This window comes from Nonomuraea sp. NPDC050680, assembly GCF_040654555.1.
Lineage (GTDB): Bacteria > Actinomycetota > Actinomycetes > Streptosporangiales > Streptosporangiaceae > Nonomuraea.
On the sequence record NZ_JBFAIF010000013.1, the window covers coordinates 234,937 to 248,764 of the forward strand.

Annotated in this window: 13 protein-coding genes and 1 pseudogene; 7 read left to right on the forward strand and 7 right to left on the reverse strand. The window is 70.1% G+C overall.

Going from position 1 to position 13,828, the window contains the following annotated elements:
- The first annotated feature begins 7 nt into the window (after positions 1-7).
- Positions 8-526 (forward strand): hypothetical protein, encoded by a 519-nt coding sequence (locus AB0H88_RS34755; protein WP_357652033.1) that lies wholly within the window; start codon positions 8-10, stop codon positions 524-526.
- A complete protein-coding gene (locus AB0H88_RS34760) occupies positions 523-1,377 on the forward strand; it encodes a class I SAM-dependent methyltransferase (RefSeq protein WP_357652035.1) in 855 nt (284 codons plus the stop codon). Before AB0H88_RS34755 ends, AB0H88_RS34760 begins: the two co-directional genes overlap by 4 nt.
- Here AB0H88_RS34760 and AB0H88_RS34765 read toward each other — a convergent pair.
- From AB0H88_RS34765 to AB0H88_RS34785, 5 genes and pseudogenes are all read right to left on the reverse strand, one after another.
- Positions 1,334-1,571, reverse strand: a pseudogene (locus AB0H88_RS34765) (FAD-dependent oxidoreductase); the annotation flags it as partial. The gene AB0H88_RS34760 and the pseudogene AB0H88_RS34765 overlap by 44 nt on opposite strands.
- A 107-nt stretch (positions 1,572-1,678) precedes the next feature.
- Positions 1,679-2,788: a type III PLP-dependent enzyme gene (locus AB0H88_RS34770; RefSeq protein WP_357652037.1), complete on the reverse strand. Its 1,110-nt coding sequence runs from the start codon at positions 2,786-2,788 to the stop codon at positions 1,679-1,681.
- Complete coding sequence (locus tag AB0H88_RS34775; protein WP_357652039.1) at positions 2,785-4,461, reverse strand: IucA/IucC family protein; 1,677 nt, start codon at positions 4,459-4,461, stop codon at positions 2,785-2,787. The genes AB0H88_RS34770 and AB0H88_RS34775 overlap by 4 nt, the downstream gene beginning before the upstream one ends.
- A complete protein-coding gene (locus tag AB0H88_RS34780) occupies positions 4,462-5,994 on the reverse strand; it encodes an IucA/IucC family protein (protein ID WP_357652041.1) in 1,533 nt (510 codons plus the stop codon).
- A gap of 26 nt (positions 5,995-6,020) precedes the next feature.
- Positions 6,021-7,160, reverse strand: coding sequence for an ATP-grasp domain-containing protein (locus AB0H88_RS34785; protein WP_357652043.1), 1,140 nt, complete (start codon positions 7,158-7,160; stop codon positions 6,021-6,023).
- A gap of 135 nt (positions 7,161-7,295) precedes the next feature.
- Between AB0H88_RS34785 and nudC the strand changes: the two genes are divergently transcribed.
- Positions 7,296-8,270, forward strand: coding sequence for an NAD(+) diphosphatase (gene nudC, locus AB0H88_RS34790; RefSeq protein WP_357652045.1), 975 nt, complete (start codon positions 7,296-7,298; stop codon positions 8,268-8,270).
- A gap of 152 nt (positions 8,271-8,422) precedes the next feature.
- Here nudC and AB0H88_RS34795 read toward each other — a convergent pair whose 3' ends face one another.
- Both AB0H88_RS34795 and AB0H88_RS34800 read right to left on the reverse strand, forming a co-directional pair.
- The gene (locus AB0H88_RS34795) at positions 8,423-8,671 is read right to left on the reverse strand and encodes a glutaredoxin domain-containing protein (protein WP_357652047.1); all 249 of its coding nucleotides are present in this window, start codon (positions 8,669-8,671) and stop codon (positions 8,423-8,425) included.
- 65 nt (positions 8,672-8,736) lie between these two features.
- On the reverse strand, positions 8,737-9,639 hold the full coding sequence (locus AB0H88_RS34800; protein WP_357652049.1) for an alpha/beta hydrolase: 903 nt from the start codon (positions 9,637-9,639) through the stop codon (positions 8,737-8,739).
- Between the two features lie 152 nt (positions 9,640-9,791).
- Between AB0H88_RS34800 and AB0H88_RS34805 the strand changes: the two genes are divergently transcribed.
- The 4 genes from AB0H88_RS34805 to AB0H88_RS34820 all read left to right on the forward strand — a co-directional run bounded on the left by AB0H88_RS34805 (position 9,792) and on the right by AB0H88_RS34820 (position 13,824).
- Positions 9,792-11,855, forward strand: a complete 2,064-nt coding sequence (locus AB0H88_RS34805) for an ATP-dependent DNA helicase UvrD2 (RefSeq protein ID WP_357652110.1) — start codon at positions 9,792-9,794, stop codon at positions 11,853-11,855.
- Between the two features lie 329 nt (positions 11,856-12,184).
- Positions 12,185-13,069 (forward strand): acyl-CoA thioesterase II, encoded by an 885-nt coding sequence (locus AB0H88_RS34810; RefSeq protein WP_357652051.1) that lies wholly within the window; start codon positions 12,185-12,187, stop codon positions 13,067-13,069.
- Positions 13,070-13,165: 96 nt separating this feature from the next.
- Positions 13,166-13,429, forward strand: a complete 264-nt coding sequence (locus tag AB0H88_RS34815; protein ID WP_357652053.1) for a hypothetical protein — start codon at positions 13,166-13,168, stop codon at positions 13,427-13,429.
- A gap of 125 nt (positions 13,430-13,554) precedes the next feature.
- Positions 13,555-13,824, forward strand: coding sequence for a WhiB family transcriptional regulator (locus AB0H88_RS34820; RefSeq protein ID WP_357652055.1), 270 nt, complete (start codon positions 13,555-13,557; stop codon positions 13,822-13,824).
- The last annotated feature ends 4 nt before the right edge of the window (positions 13,825-13,828 follow it).

Here is a 13,828-nt window from a genome sequence, read left to right on the forward strand (position 1 = left end):
TCGAGCCATGCTACTGATCGAGGTATACATCCCGGAGGGCAGGCCGGATGCGGCGGAGCTGGGGTCGCGGCTCACCGCGGCGGCACTGCTGAACGACGCGGAGGTGGCGGCCGACCCAGGGGTGATCGAATTTTTCGAGTCTCACACCAACGTGATCGTCCGCGAGGGTGGTGTTTCGCGGTCCGTCGTGACGGTCGTGGTCGGAGCGTGGGCCAAGGAGATGGCCGCACATCTGATCGAGCGGATCGGCGCGATCGTTCCCGGGGCCGAGGTCTACGTGATGGGCGTCCCCGACGGGGGCTACGGTTTCAGCGCACGCGCACGCACGTCCATGGACCTCACCGATGAGATCAACAAGGCGAAGCGTCGCAGCGAGGCGGACGCCGAACCGGGCACATTCATCGATCCGACCTGCGGCGCGAAGATTCCGGCCGAACAGGCGATCACGCTGGAGCGAGACGGGGTCGTCTACGGGTTCTGCTGCACACACTGCCGCGGTCACTTCGCGAAGGCCCGCGCGTCATGACCGCCCCCAACACGCTGCAAGACCGTTGGTGGAACGGGCAGAACGGGCGGCACCGGGCCGACCATCACGACCGATACGACAAGATGGCCGCCCCCATCAACGATCACCTGTTCGCCGCGGCCGGCATCCGGACCGGCGATCAGGTTCTCGACGTCGGCTGTGGCACCGGGGAGACGACCCGGCTCGCCGCGAGCATGTCCCGCGACGGGCATGCCACCGGGATCGACCTGTCGGCCCCGATGCTGGAGCGCGCAAGCATTACCTCGGCGGCCGCCGGGATCACGAACGTGACGTTCATCCGAGGCGACGCCCAAACCCATCCGTTCGAGCCTGGCGGGTTCGACCGGGTGATCAGCCGAGCAGGAGTGATGTTCTTCGACGATCCCCTGACGGCCTTCACCAACATCGCCGGGGCGACCCGAGGACGGTTCGTCTTCTACTGCCACCGGGAACCACCCGCCGCAACGCGCGATCTGATGGCCGCGGTCACCGCGCACCTCCCGGCACCGGATGGCGCGATCCCTCTGGGAGTGGCCGCCTTTCAGGATCCGGCGTATATCCGGACTCTGCTGACCAGCACGGGATTTGCCGAGGTGTCCATCGACCCCGTTGACTATCGCAGCGACCTCGGCCCCGATCCCGTCGCGGGCGCGGACTTCCTGTTTGATGCACAACTGCGGCCTTTCACCGCTGGTGCCGATCCTGCGGCGATCTACCGCGCCCGCGAAGCCGCCGTCGGCCTCCTTGCGTCGCTTGCCGATGGCGGAGCCGTACGACTGCCCGCGGCCGGATGGATCGTCACCGCAGTCAAGGGAGAGGAGCGATCTTCCCGGACAGCTGGATCGCGATGAGCCTACCCATGCCGGGCAGGCCGAAGGCGCGCAGGGCGAGCCGGCGGATGGTCAGTTCGAGGGCGAACGGGGAGGAACCAGCGCACGCCGCGCAGCGAGGCGCCCTGCCCGGCGACCAGGGAGACCGCATAGCAGGCGTCGCCGAGCAGTACCACGCGGCCGCGGCTCCACGACGGCACGGCCGGCTGCGCGACCAAAGATCACTAGAGGGCCCGTCTTCTTCCGCTCCCCCGAAGGGGGCCCCAAAAAGGACACCCGCCACCACGGACTGTCACGGGATCGAGACCGTCGTGTGACGGGCCTAGTCCCGCAAGTAGTGGAAGCCCGGCTTGGGGTGCATCAGGAAGTCGTGGTGGGAGATGTTCCACGCATAGGCCCCGGCCATCTCGAACACCACCGTGTCCCCCACCCGCAGCGAAGCCCCGATTTTTCGGGCGAAAACGTCTTTCGGGGTGCACAGCTGGCCGACCACCGTCACCGGCTCATCCGCCAGAGCAGGACCGGAGCCTGTAGGCAGCACCGTGAAGGGCTGGTCGTGCCCCTTGGTGACCGGCGTACGCAGATGGTGCGTGCCGCCCAGCACGATCGCGTACGCCTCCCCGCGTACCCGCTTCACGTCCACGACCTTGGTGACGTAGTAGCCGCAGTACGCGGTCAGCGCCCGCCCCGGCTCGATCCGCACCCGCTGCCCGGGCCGGCGCAGCGCCGCCAGTCCGGCGCCGTAGGCCGCCCAGTCGAACCGGGACTCCGGCGCGGCGTAGGAGACCGCCATGCCGCCGCCCAGGTTGACCTCGTCGTACTCGGTGTCCAGCAGCGTCTCGGCCAGCCGCAGGAGCCCCGGCGCGTCCAGGCCGCTGGCCAGGTGGGTGTGCAGGCCGCGCAGTCGTACGCGGTCGGTGAAGAGCGGCAGGCACTCGCGTACACCCGCCTCGTCCATGCCGAACGGCCCGCTCATCGTCAGCGCCGCGCCCTCGACCGGCAGGTCCGGGTTGAGCCGGAGCAGGACGTCGGCCTCGCGGCCGGTGGCGAGCAGGCGGCGCAGCTCGTTGGGCGACTCGACGTGCAGGCGATGGCAGGGCAGGCGCAGCTCGGCGTCGGTCTTGCCAGGGCCGCCGAGGGCCAGCGGCTTGCCGGTCGCGCCAGGCGTGCCGGGGAGGCCGGGTTCGCCGGGGAAGAGGGCCGACACGTGGGCGTGTTCGCCGCCGGACGACACCTCGAAGCCGTCCACGTGCTCGGCCAGCGTCTTGAGCAGCTCGGTGTCGGGATTGGCCTTGACGGCGTAGTACAGCTCGACGCCGGGCAGCGCCCGCCGTACCGCCGAGGCGTGGTCGTGCAGCGCGGGCAGGTCGTAGAGGTAGGCGGGCGCGTCACGAAGCCGCAGGGCGGCTTCGCGGACTCTCGTCGTGATCATGCGAGCGGGTTCGCGATCGGGACGTATCCGGCGGTCCGGTCGGCGGCCCTGGACCAGCGGACCGTCAGGTTCGCCTTGGCCGGGAGCGGCGCGCCGGCCAGCAGATCGGACAGCGGGAGCGGCCGGCCGAGCGCCCCGGCGTGGCGGGCGAGCACATCGCGGGCGATCCGCCACAGCTCGCGCAGCAGCTCGTCGTCATCGCCCGCCAGCGTGGCGGCGATCTCGGTGAGATGGTTGACCAGCAGGCAGTAGACGACGCGGGCCCAGCCGCGCTCGGCGTCATAGCTCAGGGCCTCGGCCACCTTCGCGGGTACGCCGTCGAGCGAGTGACGGCCGGTGACCAGCTTGGTGCCCTCCAGGTCACGGAAGACCGTCTCGACGGGCAGCCCTGAGGGGTCCAGGCCGACGAGGACGTTCTGCAGGTGCGGTTCGAGTATCACCCCGTGCGTGAAGTACAGCTCCAGCACCGGCGGCGCCACCACCGAGACATAGGCCGTCCACCACGCGAGCGGATCGCCGGCCGGCGCCTCGAGCGCGAGGGCCCCGGACAGGACCGGAGTGACCCCGGGGGAGCACACGGACCAGGGGCTGGCCCGGACGATCACGCCGAGCCCTTCGAGCAGGCGGGTGCCGAGCGCGGCGGAGCGGTAGCCCGGCTCGGGCAGCCACCGGGTGCCCGGATGCGCGGCCGAGACCGCCTCGAACACCGGCGTCAGGCGCGAGGTCAGCTCCACCGCTCCGGCGAGCTCGTACCAGGCGTTCTTGCGTACGCAGTTGGTGATGCGGACGTCGAGGCTGAACTTCAGGCACGACTCCGCCGCGGGCGCGTAGACGGTCCGCACCGACGAGGTCGGCACGGCCACCGGGCCGGGACCCAGGTCGATCAGCTCAGCGCCGAACGCCGGGCGCAGCAGGTCCAGCTGCCACGGGTGGGCGGGCAGCAGCCGGTAGCCGGACGGCGCCTCGCCCAGCAGGTCGAGGGCCGAGGCGTCGCCTTCCTCGGCGAGTACGTCCGCGCGGACGCCGAGCAGCCGTACGGGGAACTCGGCGTGCGCCTCGGGCGCGAACCGCAGCCAGTCGGCGCCACCTCGCGCCTTGGGGCTCGGGTGGAATCGGTGCCCGTAGACCAGCGCCTGCTCGGAGGCCAGCCACGGATCGGCGGGCGCCACAGCCTCGGCCCTGGCCGCCAGGATCGCGGCGACCGCGTCTCGGCTCGCGGCCACCTGCCCGGCGAACTCGCCGTTGGCCGCCGACCCGTTGACTGCCGGCCCATTGGACGCCGACTCGTTGTCTGCCGGGCCATTGAAGTCCGGGCGATCGAAGTCCGGCGCCGCCTGCCCGGTCAGGTCGGCCTCCGTCAGCCGTATCAGCTCGTCGGTCGCGAGAGGCCGCCAGGCACCGCGGTCCAAGCGCTCAGGCCGGCCGTCGAAGCGCAGCGCGGCCCCGCCGTGCGTACGGACCCGCAGCAGCGTGCCCCCGACCCGCAGCAGCAGGTACGGCGGCGCGGGCCACACCAGGCCACGCGGCCCGGCCACCTCCCGCACGCAGCACCGCAGCAAGGCGCCCAGAGTCGCCTCCTCCGCCAGCGAGGCCGGTGAGGCCAGTGAGGTCGCTGAGGCCGGCGGAGCCGCCGAGACCTGGTTGGCCGGCGAGTCGAGGACCAGACCGTGCATTCAAGCTCTCCTCAGATAGTTGGGCCCGCTGGTGCCGTAGAACTTGTTGATGTCCCGGGCCCCGGAGCGTTCCTTGGCCACTAGAGTCCCCGCAGTGATCATCGACTTGCCGGTCAGCCTGGCCGCGTCGAGCGTCCTGGCCCGCAGCAACCGGGCCATCGGGTCGTCGCCGTACTCGTCGAGCGCCTCGGCCAGCGTGTCGCGCAGCAGGGCGGCGGCCCGGTCGGGCGGCAGGGCCCCGAACACGACGGCCGCCGCCGCCAGGTGCAGCGTGATGGTCACGAACACGTCGGCCAGAGCGTGCGGGTCGTCCGTGAGCATCCGTTCGTCGGCGAACGCCGGCACCTCGACGCCCGCCGCGGCGAGCCTGGAAGGGGACGCCAGCAGCCCGTCGTTGTCCTTGACCAGCAGCTTCATCCGCCCGTCCTGGAACACCAGCGACAGGTTCTGCTGGTGGGCCTCCAGCGCGACGCCGTAGCGTACGAACAGCCGTACGTTCCACCGCAGCAGGAGGCGCAGATAGCCGGGCAGCACGTCGCCCACCTCCTGGAGCACGCCGGGGGCGTTGAGCGCGGCGACCGGCACCACCCGCCCCTCCGGCAGCCGCCGGACCATCCAGGCGAGATACTCGTGCCCGGCGTGCGCGTAGGTCTGTTCGTCGGCGACCAGCACGTCAGGGTCGGCCAGGCGCCGCAGCAGCAGCTCGGCCCTGGCGCCGTCGGACAGGGTGCCGGGCTTGATCGACCGCAGGTTCCGCGCCCCCAGAGTGCTGGTGGGCAGGGGCAGCTTGAGGTGCGTGCGCTCGTCGAGTTCCACGGTCCGCATCGACAGCGTGGGCCGCACGGTCAGCCACGGCTCGCCGAGCAGCCGCACCCCGTCGATCTTCCGTACCTCGTCGACGGTGAGCGGATGAACGGGAAACAGCACCTCGTCGGCCCGTACCCCGTGGGTCGCGTACGGATGGGCCGGAAGCCGAGCCTCGTGGATCCTGCCCGGACGGGCCTGAAACGGCGTCCGCACAGTGGTGGAGCCCGGCGTCAGCAGGCGGCGCGGCACGGCCGCCCAGCGCAGCTCGAACGACGGCGCGAACTCGGGCGCGTACGCGGGCAGCGCGGCCGCGGGCACGCCCAGCCGCGCCCGGGAGGTCGGATAGACCGGATGGTCGACGAAGGCCGCCAGCGACTCGTAGGACGGCCGCCGGGCGAGCACCTCTGCTCTGTGTACGTCGTGCAGCTCCAGCGCCGCCAGCGCCTGCGCGCACTCCTCGGCGAACGCCGCCACCCCCGGGGCGTCGGCCGGATCGGCCACCTCGGCTAGCGTGCCGAGCACCTCCGCCAGCCCCAGCCGCTCGTCGGGACCGACCACGAAGTCCTGGAACAGTACCCCGGGCACCAGCCGTACCCGGCGCCCGCCGGCCAGCTCCAGCTCCACGCCGTCACGGCTCCTGGCCACCCGCGCCGACAGCCCGCCGTAGTCCTCGCGCAGCAGCGCGTCCAGCACCCGCGCGGCCAGGTACGCCTCCCGCGAGCTCATCCCACGATCCACGGCCCCGGGCAGGCTCATCCCACGATCCACGGCCTGGCCGCCCGGAAGTCCTGGATGGCCGCGTCCACCCGCGCCCGGTCCGGACCGACAGCCCGGATGACGCCGAGATAGTCGCGGTTCGTATGGGTCTGTTCGACGACGTCACCCACCTCCCGAAGCGGCCGATGCCACAGCCGCACCCCTTGGGAGACCGACTCCTCCGCCCCCGGCGCCGCCGTGATCGTCCCCGACCGGTCCGCGACCAGGCTGACCGCGCTGCCGAACCTGGACGTATCCGATACGGCAGGCACGGCCTCACCCAGGTGCACCCGCAGGATCCACTCGAACACCGGCACCCCGAGCACGTCGGCCAGCAGGAAGTCGCAGTGGTCGCCGATCACCCGATAGTTCACCTCGACGATGCGCGGCCCGGCCGGGGTGATGATGTATTCGGTGTGGCAGGCGCCGAACCCCACCCCGAGCGCCGCCAGCGCGCCCAGAACGTGCTCACGTGCTCCATCGGGCGGCGTCCAGTCCAGCCGCTCCTCGATGAAGTGCGGCAACGGCCCGAGCGTCGTACGGAAACCGCCGAGCACCCGCACCCCCTCGGCATCCCCGAGGGTCTCCAGGGTGTGCAGCGGCCCCTCCAGATACTCCTCCACGACCAGCGCCTCGCCGGGCCGCCGCTTCCTGACCGTCGCCACCGCTGCGGCCAGGTCCCGCTCGACCAGCAGCACGTCCTCGCTCGCGACCCCTTCGCGCGGCTTGACGACCAGCGGGTACGGCAGGTCGTCGGGCACGGGGTCGCCGGGCGCCAGCCGTACGGACGAGACCCGCTCGACCCCCGCCTCGGCGAGCCGGCGGCGCATCAGGAACTTGTTCTTGGCCGCCAGGCAGGCCCGCCAGTCCTTGCCGGGCAGCCCGAAATAGGCCGCCGCCAGCGCGGTCTCCGCCTGCAGATGGTCGGAGTTGGAGAAGATCGCGTCCGGCCGGCCGAGCTGCTCGATCGCGTCGATCACCGCCTGCGGGTCCCGTACGTCACATGCGACGGCACCAGGATGCCGCTCCGGCTGGTCGGTGAGAATAGTCACACGACAGCCCAGAGCCTCAGCGGCGGGCAGGAGCCCATCGGTCACCGAATCGGTGGGTTTGAGCGCGGTCAGGTAGAGCCGCAACGCGAGATACCCCCGGAGAATCAGGTAAGCCTAACCTAATTCGCTGATCCTAGCCGCTGGGAGATCATCCCGGATACAAGACCCACATTCGCTGGCGGTCATAGGATGACATGGGATTTGGGAAGGGTGGGGCCCGTGCACACGAGGGCGGAAGAGCAACTCATCGGACCGCTGCTCCTAGCGCGCGGCACCATCGACAGGTCGTCCGCGCTGCGGGCGAACGCCGGTTGGCTGCAGCGCGCCTGGGCGGATCCGGCGACCAAGGTGCTGGTGATCGACGACGGCCGGACGCTGGTCAAGCGGGCCGGCGACGAGGTGCACGCGGTCCTCTACTCCACATCGGAGGCGCCGCAGGGCGAGCGCTACCTGCTGGGAGTCGAGGACGGGACCGCCTACTTCGCGGTCGCCGCACCGCTGCCCGGCTCGCGGGCCGGCGACGTCAACGGCCGCGTCACGATGCCGATGAGCCTGCGCGACACGGCCGAGGGCGAACTGGTCGTCGCGGGCCTGCGCCAGGTGGGCGGCCTGCTGGGCGACCGCGACGCGGGGATGCTGGTCTACGCGGTGGCGCTGGAGGCCTGGCACTCGACGCACGAGTTCTGCCCGCGCTGCGGCAGCCGTACCGACGTGCAGGCGGGCGGCCACATCCGGGTCTGCCCGCGTGACTCCAGCCAGCACTTCCCGCGCGTGGACCCGGCGGTGATCATGCTCGTCCGCGACGAGGACGACCGCTGTCTGCTGGCCCGCGGCCCGCAGTGGCCGGAGGGGCGGCTGTCGATCCTGGCCGGGTTCGTGGAGCCGGGGGAGTCGCTGGAGCACGCCGTGATCCGCGAGGTGGCTGAGGAGGTGGGCGTCACCGTCGTCGACCCCCGCTATCTCGGCAGCCAGCCGTGGCCGTTCCCGCGCAGCCTGATGCTCGGCTTCTTCGCCGACGCCACCACCACGACCCTCACCCCCGACGCCGAGGAGATCGCCGAGGCCCGCTGGTTCTCCCGCGAGGAACTGGTGGAGTCGCTGCAGTCAGGCGAGATCCGCCTGCCTCCACCGGTCTCGATCGCCCGCCGCCTCATCGAGACCTGGTACGGGGGACCGCTTTCGGGGGACTGGTAAGTCACTTAGCGTGAACTTGAAAAGCACAAGCTCGACAGTCACCAGAACTAGGAGGCCTGGGCGCACCAACCGCCCAGGCCCTCGTAGCCATGCTAGGCCACTCTTCTCGGGCTCCAGCTTCTCGCTGGGGCCCGAGCTCGTTAGCTAAAACCTCAGGCCGCTTCGAGAAGCGCCTTCACCTCGCGGGCCGACGGGTTGGTGCGGACCACCCGTCCCGCGGGCGTCTCGATCACCACGGTGGGCACCACTTGGTTGCCGTTGTTGACGCTCATCACGAACTCGGCGGCATCGGGGTTCCGCTCGATGTCGATCTCGTCGAAACTGATCCCCTCACGGGCGAGCTGCGACTTGAGTCGCTTGCAGGGACCGCACCAGGTCGTGCTGTAGACCGTGAGCGCCATGTGGACATCCCTTCGAGGCGTAATGCAGGCGGTCGGTGCAACAACCTGGACGCCTCCGGTAATCCCTAGCCGATGCGATCGGCGATCCACTCCTGCACCCGCTCGGCCACGCCCATCTCGCGGTAGAGGGGCGCGCTGTGCGCGACGCCGGGCGCGGTGAAGATGGTCACAGGCACCCCGACCTGGCCCAGCATCTCCTTGAGCAGCTGGCTCTGCGCCGGCGGCACGAACTCGTCCGTCGAGTGCACGGTCAGCACCGGCGCGTCGTTGTGGCTGGCGTGCCAGGCCACCTCCATGCTGGCCCAGACGCGCGAGCACTTGCCCCTGGGCAGGCAGCCACCGGCCAGTTTGATCGCCGAGGCGCGCAGCTTGCGCTTGTACGGGTCCGTGGAGGTCGCGCCGTCGGAGTACGCGCGCAGCGGCGAGATGATCGGCGAGAGCCCGACCACGCCCTTGAGCCCTCGCTGCCCGTCGCCGTACGTGCCGACCGCCGCGGCGATGTGCCCGCCCGCCGAGAAGCCCACCACGACGTAGTTGTTCGGGTCGAACGCCCAGCGCTCGGCGTGCTTGCGCGCCAGGGCGATCGAGGCCAGCGCGTCGATCCGCTGGGCGGGCCACGCCGCCTCGCCGGAGAGCCGGTAGTTGATGTTGAAGACCGTGTAGCCGAGATCAGCGTAACTACGGGCGATCTCGGTCATCTGTTTCTTGTCGCCGCTGGACCACCAGCCGCCGTGAATCAGGAAGACGCCGGGTCGCTTGTTGCCGTCCGAGGTCCACCAGACGTCCAGGTCCTGGTGGCGCCGCGTGCCGTACGAGACGGTCTCGGTGGATAAACCGCTGAGCCCGTACGGGTCGGGAGATGTGGTCGACACGGGGCTCGGTGTCGGGTCCTTCGTCGCCTGCGCCGACACCGGTGTCAACGTGACGGCAGCGAGCGCGAGAACGCTCACGAGCACCGCAGTTCGCACGGCCTGCCCTTTCCCCCATGCAGATGGTCGGGCCCCATTGTGGGGGAAGAGACCGGTTCTTTGCATCTTGGCACGATTCGGATGACGGGCGGCATGTTGCCAGAATGGAGCCCTTCACCGCCACTGGCTGGGAGGATTGACAGGTGACCAATGTGGACGACGTCCTGTCCGGCCTCGACCCGGAGCAGCGCGAGGTGGCCGAGGCCGTGCGTGGTCCCGTGTGCGTTCTGGCAGGTGCGGGCACGGGCAAGACCAGGGCGATCACCCACAGAATCGCCCATGCCGTACGCAGCGGGGTCGTCGACGCGCCCAGTGTGCTGGCAGTGACGTTCACCACACGGGCGGCGGGAGAGCTCCGGCAGCGGCTGCGGGCGCTGGGGGCGCCGGGGGTGCAGGCGCGGACGTTCCATGCCGCGGCGTTGCGGCAGCTCACCTACTTCTGGCCACGGGTCATCGGCGGCGAAGCGCCCTCGGTGATCGAATCCAAGCTGCCGATCCTGATCGAAGCCTGCCGCCAGATCCGGAAAAGTCCGGATCGGTCCGAGCTGCGGGACATCGCGGCGGAGGTCGAGTGGGCCAAGGTCACCCAGGTCGGCCCCGAAGACTACGCCGCGGCCGCCGCCAAGTCCTCCAGGACGCCTCCGGTGCCCGCCGAAGAGGTGGCCCGGCTCTATGAGGGGTACGAGCGGATCAGGCGCGAGCGGCACCTGGTCGACTTCGAGACCATCCTGGAGCTGACCGCCGCGGTGATGACCGAGCACCAGGAGGTCGCGACGCAGATCCGCCAGCAATACCGCTATTTCGTCGTCGACGAATACCAGGACGTCAACCCTCTGCAGAAGCTCCTGCTCGACACCTGGCTCGGCGGTCGCGACGACCTGTGCGTGGTCGGCGATCCCAACCAGACCATCTACTCCTTCACCGGGGCCTCGCCGCGCTACCTCACGGGCTTCGCCGTCGAGCACCCGAAGGCCGCCGTGATCAAGCTGGTCCGCGACTACCGTTCCACCCCCCAGGTGGTGAACCTGGCCAACCTGGTCATCGCCAAGGGCCGCTCCCCGCACCGCCTCGAACTCCTCGCCCAGCGGCCCGACGGCCCCCGGCCGGTCTTCGCCGACTACGACGACGAGCCCGCCGAGGCCGCCGGAGTCGCCAGGGCGATCAGGAAGCTGCTCGACCAGGGGGTCCAGTCCCGCGAGATCGCCGTTCTGTTCCGCGTCAACTCCCAGTCGGCGGCGTACGAGGAGGCCCTGTCCAAGGCCGAGATCCCCTACGTCCTGCGCGGCGCCGAGCGCTTCTTCGAACGCCCGGAAGTACGGCACGCCGTCGTACTGATGCGCGGCGCCGCCAGATCCGCCTCCGAGGAGCCGCTGGCCACGGAGGTCCACCACATCCTGGCGGGCGTCGGCCTGACGCCCGTGGCGCCGGGCGGCGGCAAGGCACGCGAGAAGTGGGAGTCACTCAAGGCGCTGGCCGACCTCGCCGAGGACATGGCCGCCGAGGGCGCCGACCTCGCCGGCTACGTCGCGGAGCTGGAGCGGCGCGCCTCCGAACAGCACGCCCCGCCCGTGGAGGGCGTCACCCTGGCCTCCCTGCACGCCGCCAAGGGACTGGAGTGGGACGCGGTCTTCCTGGTCGGCGTCACGGACGGGATGCTGCCCATCGTCTACGCGGAGACGCCGGAGCAGATAGAGGAGGAGCGGCGCCTGCTCTATGTGGGGGTGACGCGTGCGCGCGAGCACCTGTCGATCTCCTGGGCCCTGGCACGTGCGCCCGGCGGACGCAAGGGGCGCCGCCCGTCCCGCTTCCTCGACGGCCTCACCGGCCGACCCGCGCGCGCCGCCGGCGTCGGTGTCGGCGTTGGCTCCGGCCTCGCTTCCGGTTCGGTTTCACGTGAGCGTCGGTCGGTCGCCGTCACCGTCAGCTGCCGGGTGTGCGCCAAGACGCTGGTGGCGGCCACGGAGCAGAAGCTGGGGCGGTGCGCCACCTGCCCGGCCGATTACGACGAAGCGCTGCTGGAGCGGCTCAAGGCGTGGCGCGCCGCGACCGCCAAGGAGGCCAAGCTGCCGCCGTACGTGGTGTTCACCGACGTGACACTGCAGGCCATCGCCGAACGCGCGCCAGTCACCGAGCAGGACCTTCTCTCCATCACGGGCATCGGCCGCGTCAAACTCGACCGCTACGGAGATGCCGTGCTCGCGCTGTGCCGCGCGTGAGCGTCCTGTTCTATACGGCTTTTTGTACGGCTGGCACGGGAAGGCACCAACCGCCGTGCGTGGCTGAGGACCTTCCAGGGATACGGTTACCAGCTTCCCCGGCGGCCCGCCGTTACGTCGCGTCGCTTGGCCGTGTCCGTGGGTCCTCCGCTGGGCCGCTTCGTGTCGCGTGCCAGCCCTCTGCCCGTTCGCGCAGGCGGATTCGCTGCCCGGAGGCTCTCTCCACTTGGGAAGCCGCGGGTCTCTTCCCCTGGGAAAGGGGTGCCGGGTTGGTGCGAGGTGTGAGGGCACGCCAAACTTAGGGCCAATGGTGGTTGGTAGGGGGATTTGTGAATGAGGCGTTGAAGGAATTGCTCGACCTGCTCGACCTGGAGCAGATCGAGCTCGACATCTTCCGCGGGCGTAGCCCGGAGGAGCGTATTCAGCGTGTCTTCGGTGGGCAGGTGGCCGCGCAGGCGCTCGTCGCCGCCGGCCGTACCGTGCCGTCCGACCGGAACGTGCACTCGCTGCACGCCTACTTCATCCGCCCCGGCGACCCGTCCATCCCGATCGTCTACAACGTCGAGCGGTTGCGTGACGGGCGGTCGTTCACCACGCGCAGGGTCCAAGCGGTCCAGCATGGCAAGGCTATTTTCACCATGTCCGCGTCGTTCCACATCTTCGAGGAGGGCGTCGAGCATCAGGCGTCCGTGATGCCGGTCGTACCCGATCCTGCGACGCTTCCGACCTTTCAGGAGCGGATGGCGGAGATCGTCGGCGACAACTCCGATTACAAGGAGTGGCTGTCTCGGCCGCGGCCGGTCGACGCGCGTTATGCCTCGCCCTTGACGTGGGAGGCACACCGCAACCCCGAGTTGCGCAGCGCCGAGACCAACGTGTGGTTCCGCTACGACGCGGATCTCCCCGACGATCCGCTGCTGCACGTGGTGCTGGCCGCCTACGCCTCCGACTTCACGCTGGTCGACACGATCCTGCTCGCGCACGGCATGGCGTGGGGCGCGTCCGATGTCATGGGGGCCTCGCTGGACCACGCGATGTGGTTCCACCGGCCGTTCAGGGCGGACGACTGGTTGCTCTACGCACATGAGTCCCCCTGGTCCGGGGGAGCGAGGGGGCTTGCACGGGGTGAGATGTTCACTGCGTCCGGTGACCTCGTCGTCTCCGTCGTGCAGGAGGCCATGATCCGCGTGACAAAGTCACAAAATCGCAGGTAGAAAATATGTTGCCGGGTCTCGGGTTCCCGGTTTAGGGTCATGGTCAAGCGAGTCGGGCGGTCCTGCCCGACGATCCCAGAGTGGAGGTGAGTCCCAGTGATCAGCATCAACATGTCGGCCACGCAGTGGCTCGCCTTCGCATGCCGTGACCTGGTGAGGCTCGTCGATGGGCCGGCCAAGCTGCGGCAGGACAAGTCTGCCCGTCGCCAGAAGCCCGCCGTGTTCGCACATGCCCGCTGTGCCGCGGTCGCGCCGAGCGCTCTCGTGTACGTGGCAGCCAGTGAATTGCCGACCCAGCAGATCACCAAGGGTGGACTGCGTGGTCCGCATCCCTGGAGGGATGTGCCGGTCATAACCTGACCGGCAACAAGCCTCCAGGCCGCGGATCCGCAGACGGATCCGCGGCCTTTTTGTTTGTCCGCGAACCCCCACCACCCACGAGGTGCCCGACCAAGATCAAAAAGATCGACCAGAAGGAGAACGTGATGGGGGCGAAGACGATCATGGACCTGATCGACGAAGCCAAGATCCCCTGTCGTACCGACCCTGACCTGTGGTTCGCAGAGTCGCCGGAGGACGTGGAGTTCGCGAAGGCGCTCTGCGGCGGCTGCCCGATCCAGAGGGCCTGCCTGGCTCGCGCGCTCGAGCGCGAGGAGCCGTGGGGCGTCTGGGGCGGCGAACTGATCCTCCGGGGAACCGTCGTTCCCCGCAAGCGGCCCCGCGGTCGTCCGCGGAAGCACCCGGTCGCTGCCTGACCAA

What these genes read in the sequence shown, in the direction of transcription:
- AB0H88_RS34755 (WP_357652033.1), top strand. Translation starts at nt 8, where the DNA reads ATGCTACTGATCGAGGTATACATCCCGGAGGGCAGGCCGGATGCGGCG.
- AB0H88_RS34760 (WP_357652035.1), top strand. Translation starts at nt 523, where the DNA reads ATGACCGCCCCCAACACGCTGCAAGACCGTTGGTGGAACGGGCAGAAC.
- AB0H88_RS34770 (WP_357652037.1), bottom strand. Translation starts at nt 2,788, where the DNA reads ATGATCACGACGAGAGTCCGCGAAGCCGCCCTGCGGCTTCGTGACGCG.
- AB0H88_RS34775 (WP_357652039.1), bottom strand. Translation starts at nt 4,461, where the DNA reads ATGCACGGTCTGGTCCTCGACTCGCCGGCCAACCAGGTCTCGGCGGCT.
- AB0H88_RS34780 (WP_357652041.1), bottom strand. Translation starts at nt 5,994, where the DNA reads ATGAGCTCGCGGGAGGCGTACCTGGCCGCGCGGGTGCTGGACGCGCTG.
- AB0H88_RS34795 (WP_357652047.1), bottom strand. Translation starts at nt 8,671, where the DNA reads ATGGCGCTCACGGTCTACAGCACGACCTGGTGCGGTCCCTGCAAGCGA.
- AB0H88_RS34820 (WP_357652055.1), top strand. Translation starts at nt 13,555, where the DNA reads ATGGGGGCGAAGACGATCATGGACCTGATCGACGAAGCCAAGATCCCC.